This is a genomic window from Tolumonas osonensis, assembly GCF_014202415.1.
GTDB classification, from domain to species: domain Bacteria; phylum Pseudomonadota; class Gammaproteobacteria; order Enterobacterales; family Aeromonadaceae; genus Tolumonas; species Tolumonas osonensis.
The window spans coordinates 1-19,345 of record NZ_JACHGR010000009.1; the positions used below are offsets into that span (position 1 = coordinate 1).

Genomic DNA, 19,345 nt, shown 5'->3' on the forward strand with positions numbered 1-19,345 from the left:
AGGAAAACGATGATGTATGGTACGCCTACCTGGCGACCCAGCAGGATGTGTTCACGAGTCTGTGGCATTGGGCCGTCAGTCGCCGCTACTACCAGGATCGCGCCGTCCATCTGCGCAGCACCAGTGATCATGTTTTTAACATAGTCAGCGTGGCCTGGGCAGTCTACGTGTGCGTAGTGACGGGTTTCGGTATCGTATTCAACGTGAGAAGTGTTGATGGTAATACCACGTGCTTTTTCTTCCGGTGCGTTATCGATCTGATCGAATGCACGAGCCTGACCACCGAATTTCTTCGCCAGAACGTTGGTGATGGCTGCAGTCAGAGTGGTTTTACCGTGGTCAACGTGGCCGATGGTACCAACGTTAACGTGGGGTTTTGTACGTTCAAATTTTTCTTTAGACATGCTCGTCCCTCTAAGCTAACACTGTTTTATGGTAAGAAACTCACCACGGTACACACCGTCCGACGAGTATCAACAATGGCTCTTTGAATAAAATTGGAGCGGGCAGCGGGAATCGAACCCGCATCATCAGCTTGGAAGGCTGAGGTAATAGCCATTATACGATGCCCGCATAACTACAATGCCAGTAATCAAGATGGTGGAGGGAGAAGGATTCGAACCTTCGAAGGCAGAGCCGTCAGATTTACAGTCTGATCCCTTTGGCCGCTCGGGAATCCCTCCATCAGTGCATGATAAATCATGGCTACCTGCAAAGAGCGTTGCGAATTCTAGTGCAAGCGTGCCGGTGGAGCAACTACTCTGCGATGAGTTTTCGTGAGTTTTCTGGTCCGATTTCATGAATTTGTTTTGTTTTATGCTTTTTTGTGGGTCAGGAAAGCTTTCGGTTGTCGAATAACAGGCGCTTGGTGTAATGTCTCGCCACTTGCTGAAAGGACTTCAAGAATGATCGCGGACCCACAACACCTCTCGCCTTATTTACACTTTTCCCGGGACCAGTGGGCTCATCTGCGTGATTCTGTCCCTCTTTCATTAACCGAGCAGGATCTGATCGATTTGCGCGGTATTCACGATGAATTGTCGCTGGACGAAGTGCGCGATATTTATCTGCCGTTATCCCGTCTGCTGAATCTTTATGTCAAAGCCCGCCAGCATCGCAGCAAGGTAATTGAGCAATTTCTGGGTACCAACAGTGAAAAAGTGCCCTACATTATCAGCATTGCGGGTAGTGTCGCGGTCGGAAAAAGCACCACGGCCCGCATTCTGCAGGCATTGCTTGAGCACTGGCCGGAACACCCTAAAGTAGAGCTGATCACCACCGATGGTTTCCTTTATCCTAACCGGGTACTGGAAGAACGGGGATTAATGAAGAAAAAAGGCTTTCCGCAGTCTTACGATATGCGTCGGCTGGTCAATTTCGTTGCCGATATTAAGGCCGGAAAACAACGTGTCGAAGCGCCTATTTATTCGCATCATATTTACGACATCATTCCTGACCAGGTTAAGGTGGTAGAACAGCCGGATATCCTGATCATTGAAGGCCTGAACGTTCTACAGAGCGGGATGGATTATCCGCATGACCCGCATCGGGTCTTTGTATCTGATTTCGTTGATTTTTCAATCTATGTTGATGCGGATAAGAACCTGTTGAAAGAGTGGTATATCCAGCGTTTCCTGCGTTTCCGCAAGAGCGCGTTTTCAGATCCGTCGAGTTATTTCCATCACTATTCGCATTTTGATGAAGAAGATGCTGCCGCGACTGCCAGCCGGATCTGGGATGAGATCAATTATCCGAATCTGATTACGAATATCCTGCCAACACGTGAACGGGCAAACCTGATCCTGACCAAGGGCGATCAGCATGCCATCGATCAGGTCAGATTGCGTAAATAGATTTAATGGTCGGCGCGCAGAGATATTTCGCCGCCGACAAATTTACGCACACCATCCTTGTCCTGCAGCAACATATTGCCTTCCGTATCAATACCGCAGTAAATACCCTGTATTACCTGCTCGCCCAGCAGAACCTTCACGGGTTGTTGCATGAACATATCCAACCGGTTCCATTCCGTTAAGAAAGCGCTTAATCCTTGCCGTTCGAAAAGCGCCAGTGCATTGCGCAATTCCTGAATGACTGCAGCACTGAGACGATTACGATCCACCATGATTGGCTGTTCAGCCAGATGTGCACAGGGTTGATCCAGCTGAGCAATAACTTCATCCGACAGATTAAGATTAATGCCGATACCAATCACCAGATGACAAAGACCGCCAACGGCTGCAGACATCTCTACCAATATGCCGGCCAGTTTGCGGCGCGACATATAGATGTCATTTGGCCACTTCAGGCTGAGTCCATGATAGCCCTGCGCTTCCAGTGCCCGGACAACGGCGACACCAATCGCCAGGCTTAAGCCCATTGCCGCACCGGGACCATCGTCAAGCCGCCAGTACATGCTCATGATAAACTGGCTGCCAAAGGGCGAATGCCATTGGCGTCCCCGACGCCCACGGCCTGCAGTCTGCATTTCAGCCAGAACGCATTCCCCTTTCTGCCAGCGATCCAGCTGAGCCATCATGTAATGATTGGTAGAATCAATAACTGCGCAGGTATGAACCGGCGCACCGGAAAGATGCTGACGGAGAATATCGGGATTCAGCAGCTGTAAAGGTGTGTTCAGGCGATAGCCCTTGCCGGTAATGCTGAAAACCTCAATTCCGAGTTGCCGTAGGCTTTTTATTTGCTGGCTGATGGCTGCCCGGCTGATGCCCAGTACCGTGCCAATCTGCTCACCGGAATGAAAGTTGCCATCAGCGAGCATATTAAGCAACGCTTGCTGTCGTGAGTTCAGTTGTTTCATCGGATAGCCTGTAGACTGTTAATCTCGCCTGATACACCGATAAAACGGACTTCAGGCTCAAGTTGTACAGCGAATTTCTGCCGCACCGTATCAGCAACATGTCTGGCCAGAGCCAGAATCTCGGTGGCAGTTGCTCCGCCAAGATTGACTAACACCAGCGCCTGATCGCGGTGTACTCCCGCAGTGCCCAGAGTGAATCCCTTGAGACCAGCCTGATCAATGAGCCAGCCGGCAGCGAGCTTGTTCTGCCCTGCCCCGGCCTCAAAACATGGCATGGTGGGATAATCCCGTTTAAGTTCTTCGGCCTGCGCTGAGCTGATCACCGGGTTTTTGAAAAAACTACCGGCATTCCCCAATACCACCGGATCAGGCAGCTTGCTCTGGCGCAATTCACATATGGCATTAAAGATCTGCTCTGCTGATACCTCAGAACCCAAGGCTTTTAATGGCCCGTATTCCACAACAGACTGCCATTTTTTCGGAATACGCAAACCAACGGCAGTGATAATCACTTGATCATGCAATTCATGTTTGAACAGGCTGTCACGATAGCCGAACCGGCATTGTTCGGCACGGTATCGTTCACGGTGACCATCCACAAAATGCCAGGTATCGACATAGTCACAGAAGCGGCAAAATTCAACGCCGTAGGCACCGATATTCTGTACCGGGGCAGCGCCCACCGTACCGGGGATCAAGGCCAGATTTTCCATTCCCGGCATCTGATTCTGCAGTGTCCACTGGATCAGCTGATGCCAGTTTTCACCTGCCGCGACGTGCAGCAGCCAGGCGTCATCGGTTTCCTGTACCGAGATCCCTTTCAGTCGGTTCACGATCACCAGGCCATCAAAATCAGCCGTAAACAGGATATTGCTGCCCTCCCCGATCAATAAGCGGGGCATGGTATCCGACCACCAGGCATTCTGCCGCAATGAATCCAGCTCACGTTCATCGCTGAGGATCAATCCCATCCGGGCCCTGGCGTCCAGACCAAATGTATTGAACGATTTCAGCGGAAAAGGCATGGAAGGCTGCATGATTTTTTAATACCTTGTTGATACTGATGAAAAACAAAGCGGCACCAATTTATGTGCCGCTTGCATCGTGTCAGGACTTAGAACCCGCCCCGGCCGAAACCACCCGGCGGCAACATATTCCGCATATTGCCCATCATTTTGCGCAGGCCGCCTTTACCGGCAACCTTCTTCATCATTTTCTGCATCTGATCAAACTGTTTCAGCATGCGGTTAACATCCTGAATTTCAGTGCCGGAACCCAGAGCAATACGTTTTTTGCGGGAACCCTTGATGATGTCCGGATTACGACGTTCCGCCGGGGTCATGGAGTTGATGATCGCTTCCATCCGCACCGTCAGTTTGTCATCCAGCTGACCTTTTACATTATCAGGCAGACCGGCAACACCCGGCAGTTTATCGAGCATGCTCATCATGCCGCCCATGTTGCGCATCTGCACCAGCTGCTCACGGAAATCTTCCAGGTCGAAACCTTTTCCTTTCTGAACTTTCTGTGCCAGCTTGGTCGCTTTTTCCTTATCGACATTCCGTTCCATCTCTTCAATCAGAGACAGGACGTCACCCATACCCAGAATACGGGAAGCGATACGATCCGGATAAAATGGTTCCAGTGCATCGGTTTTTTCACCCATACCGATGAACTTGATTGGCTTACCCGTGATATGACGTACAGAAAGTGCCGCACCGCCACGGGCATCACCGTCCGCTTTGGTCAGGATCACCCCTGTCAGCGGCAGAGCTTCACTGAAGGCCTTGGCCGTATTGGCCGCGTCCTGACCAGTCATGGCATCAACCACGAACAGCGTTTCGATAGGATTCAGCTGTTTATGCAGTTGTTGGATCTCTTCCATCATGTCGCTGTCGACATGTAGACGACCGGCGGTATCGACGATCAGCACATCAAAATAACGCTTACGGGCGCTATCCAGTGCGGCTGCCGCAATTTCTGCCGGCGTTTGGGTAGCGGAACTCGGGAAGAATTCGACACCAATATCATTGGCCAGCGTTTCCAGCTGTTTGATAGCGGCCGGACGATAGACGTCGGCAGAAACCACCATGACTTTTTTCTTCTGACGTTCGGTCAGATATTTTGCCAGTTTGGCCACAGAGGTGGTTTTACCTGCCCCCTGCAGACCGGCCATTAATAAAATTGCCGGCGGTTGCGTGGCCAGATCCAGATCCTGGTTGGCCTCGCCCATGACGGCGATCAGTTCGCCTTGTACAATTTTGATAAAGGCCTGCCCCGGACTCAGACTTTTACTGACTTCCTGGCCGACAGCGCGCTCTTTAACGCGATTAACGAATTCTTTGACGACCGGCAACGCAACATCCGCTTCCAGCAGTGCCATCCGCACTTCACGCAGGGTATCTTTGATGTTGTCATCGGTCAGACGTCCACGGCCACTGATGTTACGCAATGTGGCGGATAGACGCTCGGTTAAATTTTCAAACATGACTGGCTCCGCAGCTTATGGCCAAATTGTGCCGATTATAGCCAAGTCACTGCCGATACTAAAGAAAGGGATTGCGCAGACAGAAGCTGTTTGCGGGATAGATTAACTTTTACTGATAATTTTCAGCCGGTATTTGCGTCTGGCTGCCCAATCAAGAGAAAGCTATACTGCTTATCCACTTATTTTTCTGACGGTACTGATGAATCATGCTGATTGTGGCATTGCTGAGCATTGGTTTATATCTGCTGACAACGGGTTTAGTGTTGCGGCATGTATTCAATTCTCAGGTCCAGCTTCTTAATCGAATGTTGCCCTCGGCATGGCTGGCAATGGTATTCCATCTGGCCGTGCTGGGTATGACGATCATTCAGGCCGGTTCCGCACAAAATATGAGTGTGCTGAATGTGGCATCACTGGTCGCGCTGCTGATTAATATTCTGCTGACTACGATTTGTCAGCGGCAGAACAGCTGGATCCTGCTGCCGTTTGCCTACCTTGTTACGGTGTTGGTGCTATCCGGCAGTTTATTCATTCCCAGCCATTATCTGACCAGCCTGGGAGAACGTCCTGGCTTGGTCATCCATATTGCGTTGGCGTTGTTATCTTACGCGATCATGAGTATTGCCAGTCTGTTCGCGCTATTACAGATTTATCTCAGTTATCAGCTCAAACAACGCCGGAAACTGAATCTGCAGAATGTTCCGCCGTTACTGAGTATCGAAAAACAGCTGATACGGTTGCTAAAGATTGGTAGCGTTTTACTGACATTATCCATCAGCAGCGGCTTTCTCTTCCTGGATAACATGCTGGCACCCGGCAATCTGGATAAAGCCGGCGTATCCGTGGTCGCCTGGTGTCTTTATGCCATTCTGTTATGGGGTCATTATCGACGGGGATGGCGGGGACAACGCCTGGTGGTGATGACACTGACCGGTAATGTACTGCTTGCTATCGCCTACTTCGGCAGCCGCTTGTTACAGCATCTGCTCTGATAGCATCAAATGTATTGATGCTATCCAAGTAAGCGCGGCATTATCTCCGATGATGGTTTTCAGAGAACAAAAAAGGGAGACATGAGTGTCTCCCTTTTTATTTTGATACGCGAGATTACAGCGCTTTCAGAATCGCTTCCACCGTTGCCTTGGCATCGCCGAAGCACATGTGCGAGTTCTCTTTGAAGAACAGCGGGTTCTGGACACCAGCGTAACCAGTATTCATAGAACGTTTGAATACCACCACGTTCTGCGCTTTCCACACTTCCAGCACTGGCATACCGGCAATCGGGCTGCCCGGATCTTCCATCGCTGCCGGGTTCACGGTGTCGTTGGCACCGATAACCAGCACAGTGTCGGTCTCTGCGAAGTCTTCGTTGATTTCGTCCATTTCCAGCACGATATCGTAAGGCACTTTCGCTTCCGCCAGCAGCACGTTCATGTGGCCAGGCAGACGACCGGCAACCGGATGGATACCGAAACGCACGTTGATGCCTTTATCACGCAGTTTCTGGGTGATGTCAGCAACAGGGTATTGAGCCTGTGCCACCGCCATGCCATAGCCTGGGGTGATGATAACGGAGCTGGAGTTTTTCAGCAGGTCTGCCACGTCTTCCGGTGACATTTCACGGTATTCGCCCACTTCGTCAGAAGAGGAAGAGGATGAAGAACCATCAGTACCGAAACCACCAGCGATAACAGAGATGAACGAGCGGTTCATCGCCTTACACATGATGTAAGACAGGATAGCACCTGACGAACCCACCAGGGCGCCGGTGACAATCAGCAGGTCGTTGGAGAGCATAAAGCCCGCTGCTGCTGCTGCCCAGCCAGAGTAGGAGTTCAGCATGGACACCACCACCGGCATATCCGCACCGCCGATAGAGGCCACCAGATGCCAGCCGAAGGCCAGTGCGATCAGGGTCATCACGATGATAGCGAAGGTCGAACCACCGACGTTGATGAAGTACAGCATCAGCGCAAAGGACGCCACCGCAGCCAGCAGGTTCAGCTTGTGCTTGTGCGGAATGTTCAGCGGTTTGGAGCTGATGGTGCCGCGCAGTTTACCGAACGCCACGATAGAACCGGTGAAGGTCACCGCACCGATGAAGACGCCCAGGAAGATTTCGGTCAGATGGATATTCAGCATCGCACCGCTCAGATGGCCGTGACCATTCGCGGTCTGCTGCGCCAGCTGGCTGATGGCCGCCTGCGCCGCTGCCATGATTTCTTCCGGTGAGCCGTTCAGTGGCAGCACCAGTTGCTGTACCGCATCGGATGGCAGCAGTTCGATGAAGCTGTTATAGCCCACCAGCACCGCAGCCAGACCCACGAAGCTGTGCAGAATAGCAACCAGCTCCGGCATCTGGGTCATCTCGACTTTCAGCGCCAGCCGGGCACCAATCGCGCCACCAATCACCATCGCTACCAGGATGAAAATCACCCCGTGCACGCTCGGACTGGCAATGGTCGCAACCAGCGCAATCGCCATCCCGGTCATACCAAACCAGTTACCGTATTTCGCTGTTTCCTGTTTCGACAGGCCGGCGAGACTGGCAATAAACAGAACTGCGGCAACAATGTAGGACGCAGTAACTAAACCTTGAGACATGTCAGCTCCCCTTAACCCTTACGGAACATCTTCAGCATACGCTGAGTCACGGTGAAACCACCGACGATGTTAATGGTGGCAATCAGTACCGCGACAAACGACAATACTGCTACCAATGTGGAATCACTGCCAATCTGTAACAGTGCGCCAACCACGATGATGCCGGAAATCGCGTTGGTCACGGACATCAGCGGGGTGTGCAGTGAATGGGTGACGTTCCACACCACGTAGTAACCGACCACACACGCCAGCACGAAGACGGTAAAGTGCGACAGGAACTCCGGCGGGGCGACATGACCAGCCCAGCCGAACAGCGCCAGACCCACGACACCCAGCCATTTTTTCGACTTGCACGGTTTCTTCTCTGCCGCTTTCGCCGCTGGTTTCGCTGCTTCCTGCTTCGGTGCAGCCGAGACACTGATCGCCGGTGGCGGGAAGGTCACTTCGCCCTGATGCACGACAGTCATGTTGCGCAGCACTACATCCTCGAAGTCGAGGTTAATGTTGCCATCTTTCTCTTTGCACAGCAGTTTGGACAGGTTCACCAGGTTGGTGGCATACAGCTGAGAAGACTGGGTTGGCAGACGACCCGGCAGGTCGGTGTAGCCAATCACTTTCACGCCTGATGCGGTCACAGACAGCTCACCCGGTACTGTGTATTCACAGTTACCGCCGGTCGCCGCCGCCAGGTCGACAATCACCGAACCCGGCTTCATGGAATCCACCATTTCTTTGGTGATCAGCTTCGGTGCTGGTTTGCCTGGGATCAGCGCGGTGGTGATGATGATATCCACTTCTTTCGCCTGTTCAGCGAACAGCGCCATCTCGGCCTTGATGAATTCATCGGACATCACTTTGGCATAACCGTCGGAAGACGCGCCATCTTCACCACCGAAGTCGAGTTTCAGGAACTCGCCACCCATGGATTCGATTTGTTCTGCCACTTCCAGACGAGTATCAAAGGCACGCACAATTGCGCCCAGTGAGCCTGCGGCACCGATAGCAGCCAGACCCGCAACACCGGCACCAATCACCAGTACTTTTGCCGGTGGCACTTTACCTGCGGCAGTAATCTGACCAGTGAAGAAACGACCGAAGGCATGCGCAGCTTCCACCACGGCACGGTAACCGCCGATATTGGCCATGGAAGAAAGCGCATCCAGTGACTGAGCACGGGAAATCCGCGGCACCATGTCCATCGCCAGTACATTGATTTTTTTGGTCGACAGTTTGGCTACCAGTTCCGGATTCTGTGCCGGCCACAGGAAGCTGACCAGGGTCGCGCCTTCTTTGATCTGTGCGATTTCGGCATCAGACGGGGCATTGACCTTGTAAATAATATCGGATTGCCAAATGTCAGCGGCTTTCGCCGTTACGGCACCGGCTGCCACATAAGCGGCATCGTCAAAGCTGGCCAGAGCGCCAGCGCCAGACTCGACAATCACGTCGAAGCCGAGTTTTTTTAGTTGCTCGACGGTGTTCGGGGTTGCTGCAACCCGTGTCTCACCGGCAAGGCTTTCTCTCGGTATTCCAATCTGCATGATTTTTCCCTGATAGTGAAAAATGACGCTGCATTATTGCCCACAGCGACCGGTTTATAATATTTGCAGGCAACAGTGTAGACGTTTGACACAAAAACGTACCTGCAATTTCAGTTCTATTTGCGGGAATTGTGGTCTCAGCATTACCGGTCAAGTTCTGAGATCTTACACACAATCCCGAAATAAAATGGGGATGATACTCTACCTGCTCTGCTCATGAAAAAAAACGCACAAAACAAGATTAAATATAATTATTTGGCATGAACAATGCGTTTTTTCACTTGAAATCGCAACTTCTGATTACTGATACCGGCCGCATCGATAAAGGTATTATCTGGCGTCATCATCTGAACACCGACTGTCCTGCCAGCCGGACACCTTTTTTCGGAATAATGCCCTGCAAATTAAATGGAATAGAGACCAATCGCGCACCATCATTCCGTTGCACGGAAAAATGCAGATGCGGACCGGTGCTGTATCCGGTATTTCCCGATAATGCCAATAACTGGCCGGCTTTTACCGGCTGTCCCGGCCTGACCGTTCCGCTATGTGCTTTCAGATGCGCATATAACGTCATTGTGCCGTCAGCATGTAATAAACGGACATAATTGGTTTTCGCCCGATCCTGCGGATTCGTGCTGTGACCATCATGACTGTCTCTCATGTCCAGTACCGTTCCCCCTTTCGCCGCCAATACCGGGGTACCGACCGGCATGGCAATATCCATCGCATAGCGGTTACCGGGTAGGTTATGACTGTAACCGCCGTTAAATGCCTGGGAAATCAGGAAACTGCCGGCAAAAGGCGGACGCAGGGTTGAATGATCTTCCTGAATATTGGACGGTGTTCCGACAGAAAAATGGTAACTGAATTCCAGCTTGCCCTGCCCCAGATAATTGACCTGATCGACGAAGATTTCTGTTCTGGGGGCGATAATGATTGGTTTTGACAAGTCTTTATGAGCAATGACATTTTCTTGCCGGTTCATTTTTAATGTCACGGTGACTGGTCCGTACAAACTGTTGTACAGATACAGGTTGCCCATTTTGGTGTAACGCAGTGTCACCGCATCCTGGTCCGGTTCCCAGATCTCAAGTTCCACCGGATTAAAGGGTTTGGCCCGGGTGTATTGATCGGTATAACTGACCACGCCGTTTTCATCGACATATTTATAAACCGAGGCAGCGCCTGCTGAAACCGCCATCATCAGTAATAGTGACACCACAAAATACCGCATTATCGGAACATCCTCTGTCATCCTTCCTGTATGCGCTGCATGACCAGCGCATCTTCACTGACCTCTCCGCTCCGATAATAGTTTTTCCGTACGCCCACCTGACGGAATCCCGCTTTCCGGTATAAATTCTGTGCCGTGAGATTGGAGGCTCTGACTTCCAGCCACCACTGCGTACACCCGCGGGCGGCGGTCTGCTGCAGATAATGCGTTAGCAATTGCTGACCCAGTCCCTGTCCTTGCCATGCCGGATCAATACAAATGTTCATCAGCGTACTTTCATCCAGCAGCACATCGGCGATATAAAAGCCAATCAGCTGCTGCTGACAGCGGAGAGCGCCATTGCAGTAGCGTTCGCCAAAATTTGATGCCAGTAGCTGATAGCTCCACGGATACGGGTGCGCCTGGCATTCGATGTCATAAAGCGCCGGCAGATGTGTGCTATCCGGGATAATAAATTCAATATTCATACTGACAGATCTGATGCCATAGTTGTTGTTTTGCAGAAACTGAAGTGTTTAATGATAACTGACGCGCGTGCGGGTAGTTTTCCGGTGTTGTCGGTTCACCACACCACAGAAGCCAGTCATGTTCGGCTATTACTGCCGGCAGCTCATCCGGCCCGGATATATGATGGTAATCCGTGACATGCAGCACCAGACAAAGATCGCCGATCCAGTCCGGTAAATCACCGACCACCCAGCAGGCTGGCGCTTCCCGGTTACCGGGCGTCTGAGGTGCAAATGGCAATGCCTCCGGGCTGCGTACTTGCCAGTCCGTGATATGCATATGACGTAAAATTGATTTTGACACGACCGCCTCTCTCTGTTTCCGGAAGCATTCATACCAGAGTCGTCAGGGAAAAAATAGCCGGGATGGCATATAGTGCAACCAGAGGACATAAAACAGTCTTTATCTGTTCAGTCCGGATGAATGAATTTCATTGAACAATGATATAAAACAAGCCTGTAAAATAATTGTTACGGCATTATAGCTGACGAGTGTCGCTCAGCAGTGGTTACAGCGACGGAGAACGGTTTCATGCAGAACAATAAACAACTTCAGGAACGTATAGGCCAGCTGATTGATGCGTTGGCGCAGGGGCTGTTTGAACGAAAAGATGTGATCCGGCTTTGTCTGCTGGCCGCTCTTTCCGGTGAAAGTGTCTTTATGCTGGGCCCCCCGGGTATCGCGAAAAGTCTGATTGCACGTCGTCTGATTCATGCTTTTCGCGATAGCCGGGCTTTTGAATATCTGATGACCCGGTTTTCGACACCGGAAGAGGTATTTGGTCCGTTATCGATTCAGGCCCTGAAAGATGATGGCCGTTACCTGCGTCTGACGGAAGGTTATCTGCCGGATGCGGAAGTGGTGTTTCTGGACGAGATCTGGAAAGCCGGCCCGGCCATTCTGAATACCCTGCTGACAGTCATCAATGAACACCGCTTCCGGAACGGTGAGCGCGAAGTTGTCGTCCCGATGCGGCTGCTGGTAACCGCGTCCAATGAGCTGCCGCAAAAAGACAGCGGACTGGAAGCGTTATATGATCGCATGCTGATGCGTATCTGGATGGATCGGATTCAGGATAAGCAGAATTTCCGCGCCATGCTGATCAGCCGGCAGGATCCGCAATATGATCCGGTCAGCACGGAACTGAAAGTCAGCGATGATGAATATAACGAATGGCAACAGGCACTGACGCAGGTCTCCCTCCCCGATACCATTTTTGAGCAGTTGTATGCCTTGCGTGACAAGATCTTCCAGCTCAGCCAGCAAAATAGCGAACAACCAGAGTCGCTGTATGTTTCGGATCGGCGCTGGAAAAAGGCATTGCGTCTGCTGCAGGCCAGCGCATTCTTCAATGGCCGGCAGAAAATCAACAGTCTGGATCTGTTATTGCTGAAAGATTGTCTGTGGCATGACTTGTATGCCCGGCAGCAGATAGAATCCATGCTGCACGATTTCGCCTGCAAACAGGCTTTCGGACAGGAAACGCTGCATTTCTCACTGAAACGCCTGCAGACAGAACTGCAGCAATACCAGCGCGAACAGACCAAAATCCTCGGTTGCCGCCTCTCGCCGGCACAGAAACTAATCCGTCCGCGCGGCAAAGGCTGGCACCTTGATTTTAAAGCGGCGGGATTAAGCCCGGTCGCGGAAAATTACCGGCTGATCTTTCTGCAAACAGCCTATCTGGATCCGAAACGTCCGGAGCGTGAAATCCGGTATGCGACCCTGCGGCGCAAAGAGTTAATGCTCTGGCTGCACAAGCAGGAGCCGGTACCGGTACGTTTGCAGGAAGATCAGAATATGGTCCAGCTCCGTTTCGATGCCGATATCCAGGGAACTGACGGCCATGCTGTTCTGATTGCCAGAGACAGTGCCAACCGGCCGGTTGCCCTGACGATTTCCGGTAAACAGGGCCTGCCGGAATGGCAACAGAAAACCTGGCGGGAACAGCTGGACAGCCTGCAGAATGACTGGCGGAAAATCCGGGATGAGGTGAAGAAACAGTATTTGCTGTTTACCGCCGAATGTCCGCATCTTTTCCTGGCACAGGAGTCGCTGACTGCGATTGAGGACAGTTTTCTGCGTCTGAACAGCGAAATAAAAAATCTGCAGCAACAACTGGACACAAATTTGCATAGCCTTGATTCACTGGTTCAGTTAGCCGGACGCTAAGCTATGGTTGATTTACAAACACTTTCCCTGTTGTTGTCGGTGAATGAAACCCAGATGGTGCAGGATCTGGTGTCAACCGTGATGTCGTCACCGCAGGTTTCACAGTTCATGCACGAGCATCCGATGTTCTTCAAGAACATACAGGAACATGTGCAGCAATGGAGTCAGTCTCTGCCAGCACAGATGAAAAATATTCCGGTACCGGACGATTTGCAGCAGGAATATATTCTTTATCTCGACGCGCAGGGTCTCTCTGCAGAAGAGTTTACGCAGCAAAGTCAGCATTTGCTGCAACAGTTGCAGCACTCTGATTTTCACACTGATGCACAAAATCTGTTAATCAGTCTCAGTCAGGCCAATCCGCCTAACCGCAAGCAGCTATTCATGCAGAAATGGCGGGAACATCTGGCGGCACGGGTTTTATCCCTGGAGATCATTTTTGCCGAACAGGAACGCGAGCGGATGTTGCAGCAACTGGAGCTGCGCATGCAGGTTGCCGGTGAGCTGGACGAAACCCTGGCACCGCAGCATCCCGGCAAATTATGGGATCTGACCGCAACTCATCTGTTACAGGGGAATAATTCCCTGTTCCGCCACTATGCCGGTTTTCTGGCGAATAATCCCGAGCTGAAAAAAATCGCCGATGCACTGGGCCGGGCAGCGACGCAGGATAGCAGTGCGGAAGAACATCTCACGCGGGTGAAAATCCCCGAATGGAAAAATGTGCAGCAGGAACAGGTACCGGACGATCTGGTGGGCATACATCAGAGCAATGAGCTGAACCGGCTGATTAGCTCGGAAACCGTTCTGCTGACCGAGCCGGAACTGGAGACCGTATTTTACAAACAGTTTGCCGAACGCCGACTACTGAATTATCAGTTTATGGGGCAAAACCGCAGCCTGGAAACCACCGAGAGTGAACGACGGGCGTTTGGTGAAAGCGAGGATACCAAAGGTCCGTTTATTGTCTGTATCGACACCTCAGGTTCGATGAGCGGTTATCCGGAAGATTGCGCCAAAGGCTTCTGCTTCGCCCTGCTGCAAATCGCGTTATCGGAAAACCGGAATTGTGTGATCATGCTGTTTTCCACCGATGTCGTCACGTATGAGCTGACCGGGCCGGAAGGGTTACAGGAAGCGCTGAATTTTCTCGGTTGTTCCTTCAAGGGAGGCACCGATCTGGAGCCCTGCATGCAGCAGGTCATGCACTATATGCAGCAGGCCCGTTTCAGCAACGCCGATGCGGTGGTTTTGTCCGACTTTATTGCCCAGCGGTTAAGTCCGGAGACAGAACAGCAGGCACAACGAATCAAACAGCAGGGAAACCGTTTTAATGCGGTCAGCTTATCGCGGCACGGCAAACCGGCACTGATGAAGATTTTTGATAATGTCTGGAAATTTGATACCAGCCTGTCCGGACGGGTATTACGTAAAGTACGCTAGGAATTTTTTGCGGAAGGCAGAAACTAAAAAACCAGCTCTCGCTGGTTTAATTTGGCAGGGGCTGAGGGACTCGAACCCCCAACCATCGGTTTTGGAGACCGCTGTTCTACCAATTCGAACTAAGCCCCTGCAAATTTCGTGAGCGATTATACGAATTGCCTCTGAAAGGTAAAGCGATTTTTATGCTGGCTGGTCCGTTTGCTTGTTTTTTAGCTAATTGCCTTTAATTTCAGCAAAAAAAGCGATCTTCTTATCGTTTCAGGCTGCAGATCTTTGTATCTGGTCGCTTAACACACCCCACCCCATCAACTATAATCAGCGCGCACTGACAGAATGGACGTTTCATCATGCATCAGGACATTGATCTGACTTTTTGCACTTTGCCACATCAAATTGCTGGTAATGTTTTTTCCATTCTTCTGATTTCATGCCAAAAGCCCCGTTTGCAGGGGCTTTTTTCTGTGCCTTTACACCCAGAGCAGAGCTCAGCCGCCTGCTCCTATCCTGTCTGAGGACACTATCGCCATGGCCAACCCCCTGTATAAAAAACATATCCTGTCGATCGCCGATCTGACCCGGACCGATCTGGAACTAGTGGTTCAGACCGCCAGCCAGCTGAAGCAGACACCGCGGCATGACCTGTTACAACACAAAGTGATCGCCAGTTGCTTCTTTGAAGCATCAACCCGTACCCGTTTGTCCTTTGAAACGGCGGTGCATCGTTTAGGTGGTTCGGTGATCGGCTTTGCTGATGCCGGCAATACCTCACTGGCGAAAAAAGGGGAAACACTGGCAGACTCCGTTCGTGTGATCACCTCATATACCGATGCCTTTGTGATCCGTCATCCGCAGGAAGGTGCCGCCCGTCTGTCTGCAGAGTTCTCTTCTGTGCCGGTGATCAACGCCGGTGACGGTTCAAATCAGCACCCGACACAAACGCTGCTGGATCTGTTCACTATCTATGAAACCCAGGGCACGCTGGATGGTCTGAAACTGGCGTTCGTCGGTGATCTGAAATACGGCCGTACCGTGCACTCTCTGGCACAGGCATTGAGCCTGTTCGGTGCCCGTTTCTACTTCATCGCGCCGGAAGCCCTGGCAATGCCGGATTACATCTGTGATGAGCTGACCGAAAAAGGTATTGAATACAGTTTCCACGATACCCTGGAAGAGGTGATGCCGGAACTGGATATTCTGTATATGACCCGCGTGCAGAAAGAGCGTTTCGAAGAATCCGAATACCGTCATATCGCGGCCAAGTTTGTCCTGGCAGCCGATCAGCTGGCGACTGCCAAACCCAATATGAAAATTCTGCATCCGCTACCGCGTGTTGATGAAATCGATACCGATGTGGATGACACACCTCATGCATACTACTTCCAGCAGGCAGGTAACGGGGTGTATGCCCGTCAGGCCCTGCTGGCCTTAGTCCTGAACGAAGAAGTATAAGGAGCCGGTCATGTCAGAGAAAAAACAGCTGCAAGTCGAAGCGATCTGCAATGGTTCGGTGATTGACCATATTCCTGCCGGTCAGGGGATCAGGATCCTGAAACTGTTTCATCTGCTGGACACCCGCCAGCGTATTACCGTTGGTCTGAACCTGCCTTCAGCCGCGCTGGGTTCGAAAGACCTGATCAAGGTGGAAAACACTCAGCTGACCGCCGATCAGGCAAACCAGCTGGCCCTGTTTGCGCCACATGCCACCGTGAACATCATCGCGGATTTCAAGGTGGTCACCAAGCATCAGTTGCAGTTACCGGAAACCATTGTCGGCGTCTTTGCCTGCCCGAACTCGAACTGCATCAGTCACCGTGAACCGGTACGCAGCCGTTTCGGTGTGCGCTCTGTGGATGATGAAGTCCGGCTGAAATGCCACTACTGCGAAAAATCATTCACCAAAGAAATCGTGAGTGACGCTTTCTGATTGATCTCCGTTCACGCCTGTTCCGGCAGGCGTGTTCCCTTCCAGCAACCGATTTCGTAAATAGCCTCGTCTGATACTGGCTTTGCCCAGTGCAAACTGTTACTTTTTTGTTATCAAACTTCCCGTTCCCCTGATTGCAGAGAAAGGTTCTGTCATGCCGTCATTTGTTCTGATCCTGCTGTTGGCCGGTTTTCCGGCACTGGCAACGGATATGTACCTGCCTGCGTTACCCATGCTGCAACAGATGTGGCACCTGTCGCTGGCACAGACCAATTTCTCGCTGGTAATTTTCTTTCTGACGTTCAGCCTGTTTCTGCTGGTTTACGGACCGCTGGCTGACCGCTTCGGACGACGACCGGTACTGTTTGCCGGGCTGACCATCTTCATCGCCGGCAGCCTGTTTTGCGCCATGGCGCAATCCATCACTCAGCTGGTCATTGCCCGCTTTCTGCAGGGTTGTGGTGCCGCCGCGGCCTCTTCACTCTCCCTGACACTGTCGAAAGATCTCTATACCGGTCAGCAACAGAAGAAAGCGATGGCCTATATCGGGGTCATTGTGCCGTTAGTGCCGATGCTGGCACCGATGCTGGGCAGTTGGGTTATTGAACACTTGTCCTGGCGCATTATCTTTGTCTCGCATGTGCTCCTGGCGCTGGCATCATTTATCGGTACGCTGCTGTTAAAAGAACCGGTAATTTACCGCACGCAGGGCGGACTCACCGCCGTACTGCGCCGTTATATCGTGCTGTGTAAAAACCGCCCCTACCGCTCACTGATGCTGATTTTTTCCATCACCCCGCTGTTCTTTTACTCCTTTCTGGCGGCGTCCGGCAGTATCTATATGCATGACTTTCAGCTGTCATCGCAGCAATTCGGTCTGCTCTTTGGCTTTAATGCGATCAGCCTGATGACAGGATCCTTCTTCTGTGCGCGGTTAAGTGCCCGTTTCAGTTCGCTGCAGATCCTGACCTGGTCACTGGCGGGTATGTTCTGCGCCGGAACGGTGATGCTACTCTGGCACCCGACCAGCCTGAGTTTTGCCCTCACCATGTTTGCCGTTTCCTTCTGTATGGGGATCAGCCGCCCCTTATGTAATCATATGGTGCTGGAACAGGTGCACAGCGATATCGGGGCGGCATCGTCGTTGCTGACATTCTCCTCTTTTATTCTCGGTGCCATCGGCATGCAGCTGGTTTCGCTGGTGCCTGACGCCAAAATCATTTTAATCGCCGTCATGGCCATTACCGGCAGCGCCATCCCCTGGTTAGCGCTGCGGCGTCTGACTTTAAGCCATTAACAAGGAGATCCCGGACTGATGCCTCATGCCCTGCCTCTTATCACTACGCTGGTTGGTGCGCTGACCATGGCCTTTATTCTTGGCATGATTGCCCACCGTCTGCATTTGTCAAACATGGTGGGCTATCTGCTGGCAGGCGTGCTGATCGGACCATTCACCCCCGGTTTTGTCGCTGACCAGCCACTGGCGGCAGAGCTGGCGGAGCTGGGCGTCATTCTGCTGATGTTTGGTGTCGGCCTGCACTTTTCGGTCAAGGATTTGCTGTCGGTAAAACATATCGCCATTCCCGGCGCGATCCTGCAGATTATCCTGGCCACCTTGCTCGGCGCGCTGGCCGGAGCATGGTTTGGCTGGTCATGGAGCGTCGGCCTGGTATTCGGATTGAGCCTTTCCACCGCCAGTACGGTGGTCTTGCTGCGGGCATTGGAAAGCAAGGGGCTACTGCTTAAAAAAGAAGGTCAGATCGCGATTGGCTGGCTGATAGTGGAAGATCTGGTGATGGTACTGGCGCTGGTCTTGTTACCCGTATTATCCCATTCCGGCGATACCGATCCGGCCTTCAATTTATGGGAACAACTGGGCATTACACTCGGTAAAGTATGCGCCTTTATCCTGTTCATGTTCGTGATTGGCCGCCGGATCATTCCGTGGATCCTCCGCTATACGGCCACGACCGGCTCCGGTGAGCTGTTTACACTCGCCGTACTGGTGATTGCGCTGGGGATCGCATTTGGCGCAGTGAAACTGTTTGGCGTGTCATTCGCGCTGGGCGCTTTCTTTGCCGGGGTGGTGTTAAGCGGTTCTGAGCTCAGCCATAAAGCCGCGCATGACACCCTGCCGCTGCGGGATGCGTTTGCCGTGCTGTTTTTTGTCTCGGTCGGCATGCTGGTCGATCCGGCCATTCTGCTGCGGGCACCGCTGGCGGTGATCCTGACCGTGCTGATTATCATTGCCGGCAAATCGCTGGCCGCTTACGGACTGGTGCGTCTGTTTGGTTATTCCAACTCCGTGGCGCTGACCATCTCGGCCAGTCTGGCACAGATCGGGGAGTTTGCCTTTATTCTGGCCGGATTGGCGATCCACCTGAAATTGCTGCCAACCGAGGCCCGGGATCTGGTGCTGGCCGGGGCTATTTTTTCCATCATGCTGAATCCGTTTTTGTTCAGTTGGCTGGAACGGCACAAAACCCGGATAGCCGAAACCTGCGATTAATTCAGGAAAATTTTCTCGATACCTCTGCCAGATCAGTCAGTTGCCATCATTCTGCTCTGGCAACTCTCCGCTGTTCTTTTAAAATCCCGCAGCTTTTTC

Annotated in this window: 17 protein-coding genes and 3 tRNA genes; 8 read left to right on the top strand and 12 right to left on the bottom strand. The window is 52.0% G+C overall.

All coding sequences use genetic code 11. The features are described from left to right. The 3 genes from HNR75_RS12655 to HNR75_RS12665 all read right to left on the bottom strand — a co-directional run. Positions 1–404: GTP-binding protein (locus HNR75_RS12655; RefSeq protein WP_188027356.1), on the bottom strand; the 404-nt coding region annotated here is incomplete at its 3' end. A gap of 94 nt (positions 405–498) precedes the next feature. Then, positions 499–573, bottom strand: a tRNA-Gly gene (locus tag HNR75_RS12660). Positions 574–598: 25 nt separating this feature from the next. Further along, a tRNA-Tyr gene (locus HNR75_RS12665) sits at positions 599–683 on the bottom strand. Positions 684–905: 222 nt separating this feature from the next. On the opposite strand from HNR75_RS12665, the gene coaA reads away from it, so the two are divergent. Then, a complete protein-coding gene (gene coaA, locus HNR75_RS12670; protein WP_188027357.1) occupies positions 906–1,853 on the top strand; it encodes a type I pantothenate kinase in 948 nt (315 codons plus the stop codon). 2 nt (positions 1,854–1,855) lie between these two features. Here the strand turns inward: coaA and birA are convergent, their stop codons facing one another. The 3 genes from birA to ffh form a co-directional block, all read right to left on the bottom strand. Then, the gene (gene birA / locus HNR75_RS12675; RefSeq protein WP_188027358.1) at positions 1,856–2,821 is read right to left on the bottom strand and encodes a bifunctional biotin--[acetyl-CoA-carboxylase] ligase/biotin operon repressor BirA; all 966 of its coding nucleotides are present in this window, start codon (positions 2,819–2,821) and stop codon (positions 1,856–1,858) included. Beyond that, a complete protein-coding gene (murB, locus tag HNR75_RS12680; RefSeq protein WP_343043283.1) occupies positions 2,818–3,858 on the bottom strand; it encodes a UDP-N-acetylmuramate dehydrogenase in 1,041 nt (346 codons plus the stop codon). The genes birA and murB overlap by 4 nt, the downstream gene beginning before the upstream one ends. 77 nt (positions 3,859–3,935) lie before the next feature. Next, entirely contained in the window at positions 3,936–5,309 is a 1,374-nt protein-coding gene (ffh, locus tag HNR75_RS12685) for a signal recognition particle protein (protein ID WP_188027359.1), read from the bottom strand. 206 nt (positions 5,310–5,515) lie between these two features. Between ffh and HNR75_RS12690 the strand changes: the two genes are divergently transcribed. Further along, complete coding sequence (locus HNR75_RS12690; protein WP_188027360.1) at positions 5,516–6,301, top strand: cytochrome C assembly family protein; 786 nt, start codon at positions 5,516–5,518, stop codon at positions 6,299–6,301. Between the two features lie 115 nt (positions 6,302–6,416). Here the strand turns inward: HNR75_RS12690 and pntB are convergent, their stop codons facing one another. From pntB to HNR75_RS12715, 5 genes are all read right to left on the bottom strand, one after another. Then, positions 6,417–7,913 carry a Re/Si-specific NAD(P)(+) transhydrogenase subunit beta gene (gene pntB, locus HNR75_RS12695; RefSeq protein WP_188027361.1) on the bottom strand — a complete coding sequence of 499 codons (1,497 nt, stop codon included), beginning with the start codon at positions 7,911–7,913 and terminating at the stop codon, positions 6,417–6,419. Between the two features lie 11 nt (positions 7,914–7,924). Then, positions 7,925–9,454, bottom strand: a complete 1,530-nt coding sequence (locus HNR75_RS12700; RefSeq protein ID WP_188027362.1) for a Re/Si-specific NAD(P)(+) transhydrogenase subunit alpha — start codon at positions 9,452–9,454, stop codon at positions 7,925–7,927. 343 nt (positions 9,455–9,797) lie between these two features. Next, complete coding sequence (locus tag HNR75_RS12705; RefSeq protein WP_188027503.1) at positions 9,798–10,691, bottom strand: peptidoglycan DD-metalloendopeptidase family protein; 894 nt, start codon at positions 10,689–10,691, stop codon at positions 9,798–9,800. Positions 10,692–10,708: 17 nt separating this feature from the next. Continuing rightward, complete coding sequence (rimI, locus tag HNR75_RS12710; RefSeq protein WP_188027363.1) at positions 10,709–11,158, bottom strand: ribosomal protein S18-alanine N-acetyltransferase; 450 nt, start codon at positions 11,156–11,158, stop codon at positions 10,709–10,711. Beyond that, positions 11,148–11,501: a hypothetical protein gene (locus tag HNR75_RS12715; RefSeq protein WP_188027364.1), complete on the bottom strand. Its 354-nt coding sequence runs from the start codon at positions 11,499–11,501 to the stop codon at positions 11,148–11,150. Before HNR75_RS12715 ends, rimI begins: the two co-directional genes overlap by 11 nt. 228 nt (positions 11,502–11,729) lie before the next feature. Between HNR75_RS12715 and HNR75_RS12720 the strand changes: the two genes are divergently transcribed. Both HNR75_RS12720 and viaA read left to right on the top strand, forming a co-directional pair. Beyond that, a complete protein-coding gene (locus tag HNR75_RS12720) occupies positions 11,730–13,370 on the top strand; it encodes an ATPase RavA domain-containing protein (protein ID WP_188027365.1) in 1,641 nt (546 codons plus the stop codon). Between the two features lie 3 nt (positions 13,371–13,373). Beyond that, complete coding sequence (gene viaA / locus HNR75_RS12725) at positions 13,374–14,813, top strand: ATPase RavA stimulator ViaA (protein ID WP_188027366.1); 1,440 nt, start codon at positions 13,374–13,376, stop codon at positions 14,811–14,813. Positions 14,814–14,865: 52 nt separating this feature from the next. Here viaA and HNR75_RS12730 read toward each other — a convergent pair. Continuing rightward, positions 14,866–14,942, bottom strand: a tRNA-Trp gene (locus HNR75_RS12730). 396 nt (positions 14,943–15,338) lie between these two features. Between HNR75_RS12730 and pyrB the strand changes: the two genes are divergently transcribed. The 4 genes from pyrB to HNR75_RS12750 all read left to right on the top strand — a co-directional run bounded on the left by pyrB (position 15,339) and on the right by HNR75_RS12750 (position 19,246). Continuing rightward, a complete protein-coding gene (pyrB, locus tag HNR75_RS12735; RefSeq protein WP_188027367.1) occupies positions 15,339–16,262 on the top strand; it encodes an aspartate carbamoyltransferase in 924 nt (307 codons plus the stop codon). 10 nt (positions 16,263–16,272) lie between these two features. Further along, entirely contained in the window at positions 16,273–16,737 is a 465-nt protein-coding gene (gene pyrI / locus HNR75_RS12740; protein ID WP_188027368.1) for an aspartate carbamoyltransferase regulatory subunit, read from the top strand. Positions 16,738–16,891: 154 nt separating this feature from the next. Beyond that, positions 16,892–18,034 carry a multidrug effflux MFS transporter gene (locus HNR75_RS12745; protein ID WP_188027369.1) on the top strand — a complete coding sequence of 381 codons (1,143 nt, stop codon included), beginning with the start codon at positions 16,892–16,894 and terminating at the stop codon, positions 18,032–18,034. 18 nt (positions 18,035–18,052) lie between these two features. Then, positions 18,053–19,246 (top strand): monovalent cation:proton antiporter-2 (CPA2) family protein, encoded by a 1,194-nt coding sequence (locus tag HNR75_RS12750; protein ID WP_188027370.1) that lies wholly within the window; start codon positions 18,053–18,055, stop codon positions 19,244–19,246. The last annotated feature ends 99 nt before the right edge of the window (positions 19,247–19,345 follow it).

Coding starts and splice junctions, on each gene's coding strand:
- pyrI (WP_188027368.1), top strand. CDS start 16,273: ATGTCAGAGAAAAAACAGCTGCAAGTCGAAGCGATCTGCAATGGTTCG.
- HNR75_RS12745 (WP_188027369.1), top strand. CDS start 16,892: ATGCCGTCATTTGTTCTGATCCTGCTGTTGGCCGGTTTTCCGGCACTG.
- HNR75_RS12705 (WP_188027503.1), bottom strand. CDS start 10,691: ATGCGGTATTTTGTGGTGTCACTATTACTGATGATGGCGGTTTCAGCA.
- pntB (WP_188027361.1), bottom strand. CDS start 7,913: ATGTCTCAAGGTTTAGTTACTGCGTCCTACATTGTTGCCGCAGTTCTG.
- rimI (WP_188027363.1), bottom strand. CDS start 11,158: ATGAATATTGAATTTATTATCCCGGATAGCACACATCTGCCGGCGCTT.
- birA (WP_188027358.1), bottom strand. CDS start 2,821: ATGAAACAACTGAACTCACGACAGCAAGCGTTGCTTAATATGCTCGCT.
- murB (WP_343043283.1), bottom strand. CDS start 3,858: ATGCAGCCTTCCATGCCTTTTCCGCTGAAATCGTTCAATACATTTGGT.
- HNR75_RS12700 (WP_188027362.1), bottom strand. CDS start 9,454: ATGCAGATTGGAATACCGAGAGAAAGCCTTGCCGGTGAGACACGGGTT.
- viaA (WP_188027366.1), top strand. CDS start 13,374: ATGGTTGATTTACAAACACTTTCCCTGTTGTTGTCGGTGAATGAAACC.
- HNR75_RS12720 (WP_188027365.1), top strand. CDS start 11,730: ATGCAGAACAATAAACAACTTCAGGAACGTATAGGCCAGCTGATTGAT.
- HNR75_RS12750 (WP_188027370.1), top strand. CDS start 18,053: ATGCCTCATGCCCTGCCTCTTATCACTACGCTGGTTGGTGCGCTGACC.
- pyrB (WP_188027367.1), top strand. CDS start 15,339: ATGGCCAACCCCCTGTATAAAAAACATATCCTGTCGATCGCCGATCTG.
- ffh (WP_188027359.1), bottom strand. CDS start 5,309: ATGTTTGAAAATTTAACCGAGCGTCTATCCGCCACATTGCGTAACATC.
- HNR75_RS12690 (WP_188027360.1), top strand. CDS start 5,516: ATGCTGATTGTGGCATTGCTGAGCATTGGTTTATATCTGCTGACAACG.
- coaA (WP_188027357.1), top strand. CDS start 906: ATGATCGCGGACCCACAACACCTCTCGCCTTATTTACACTTTTCCCGG.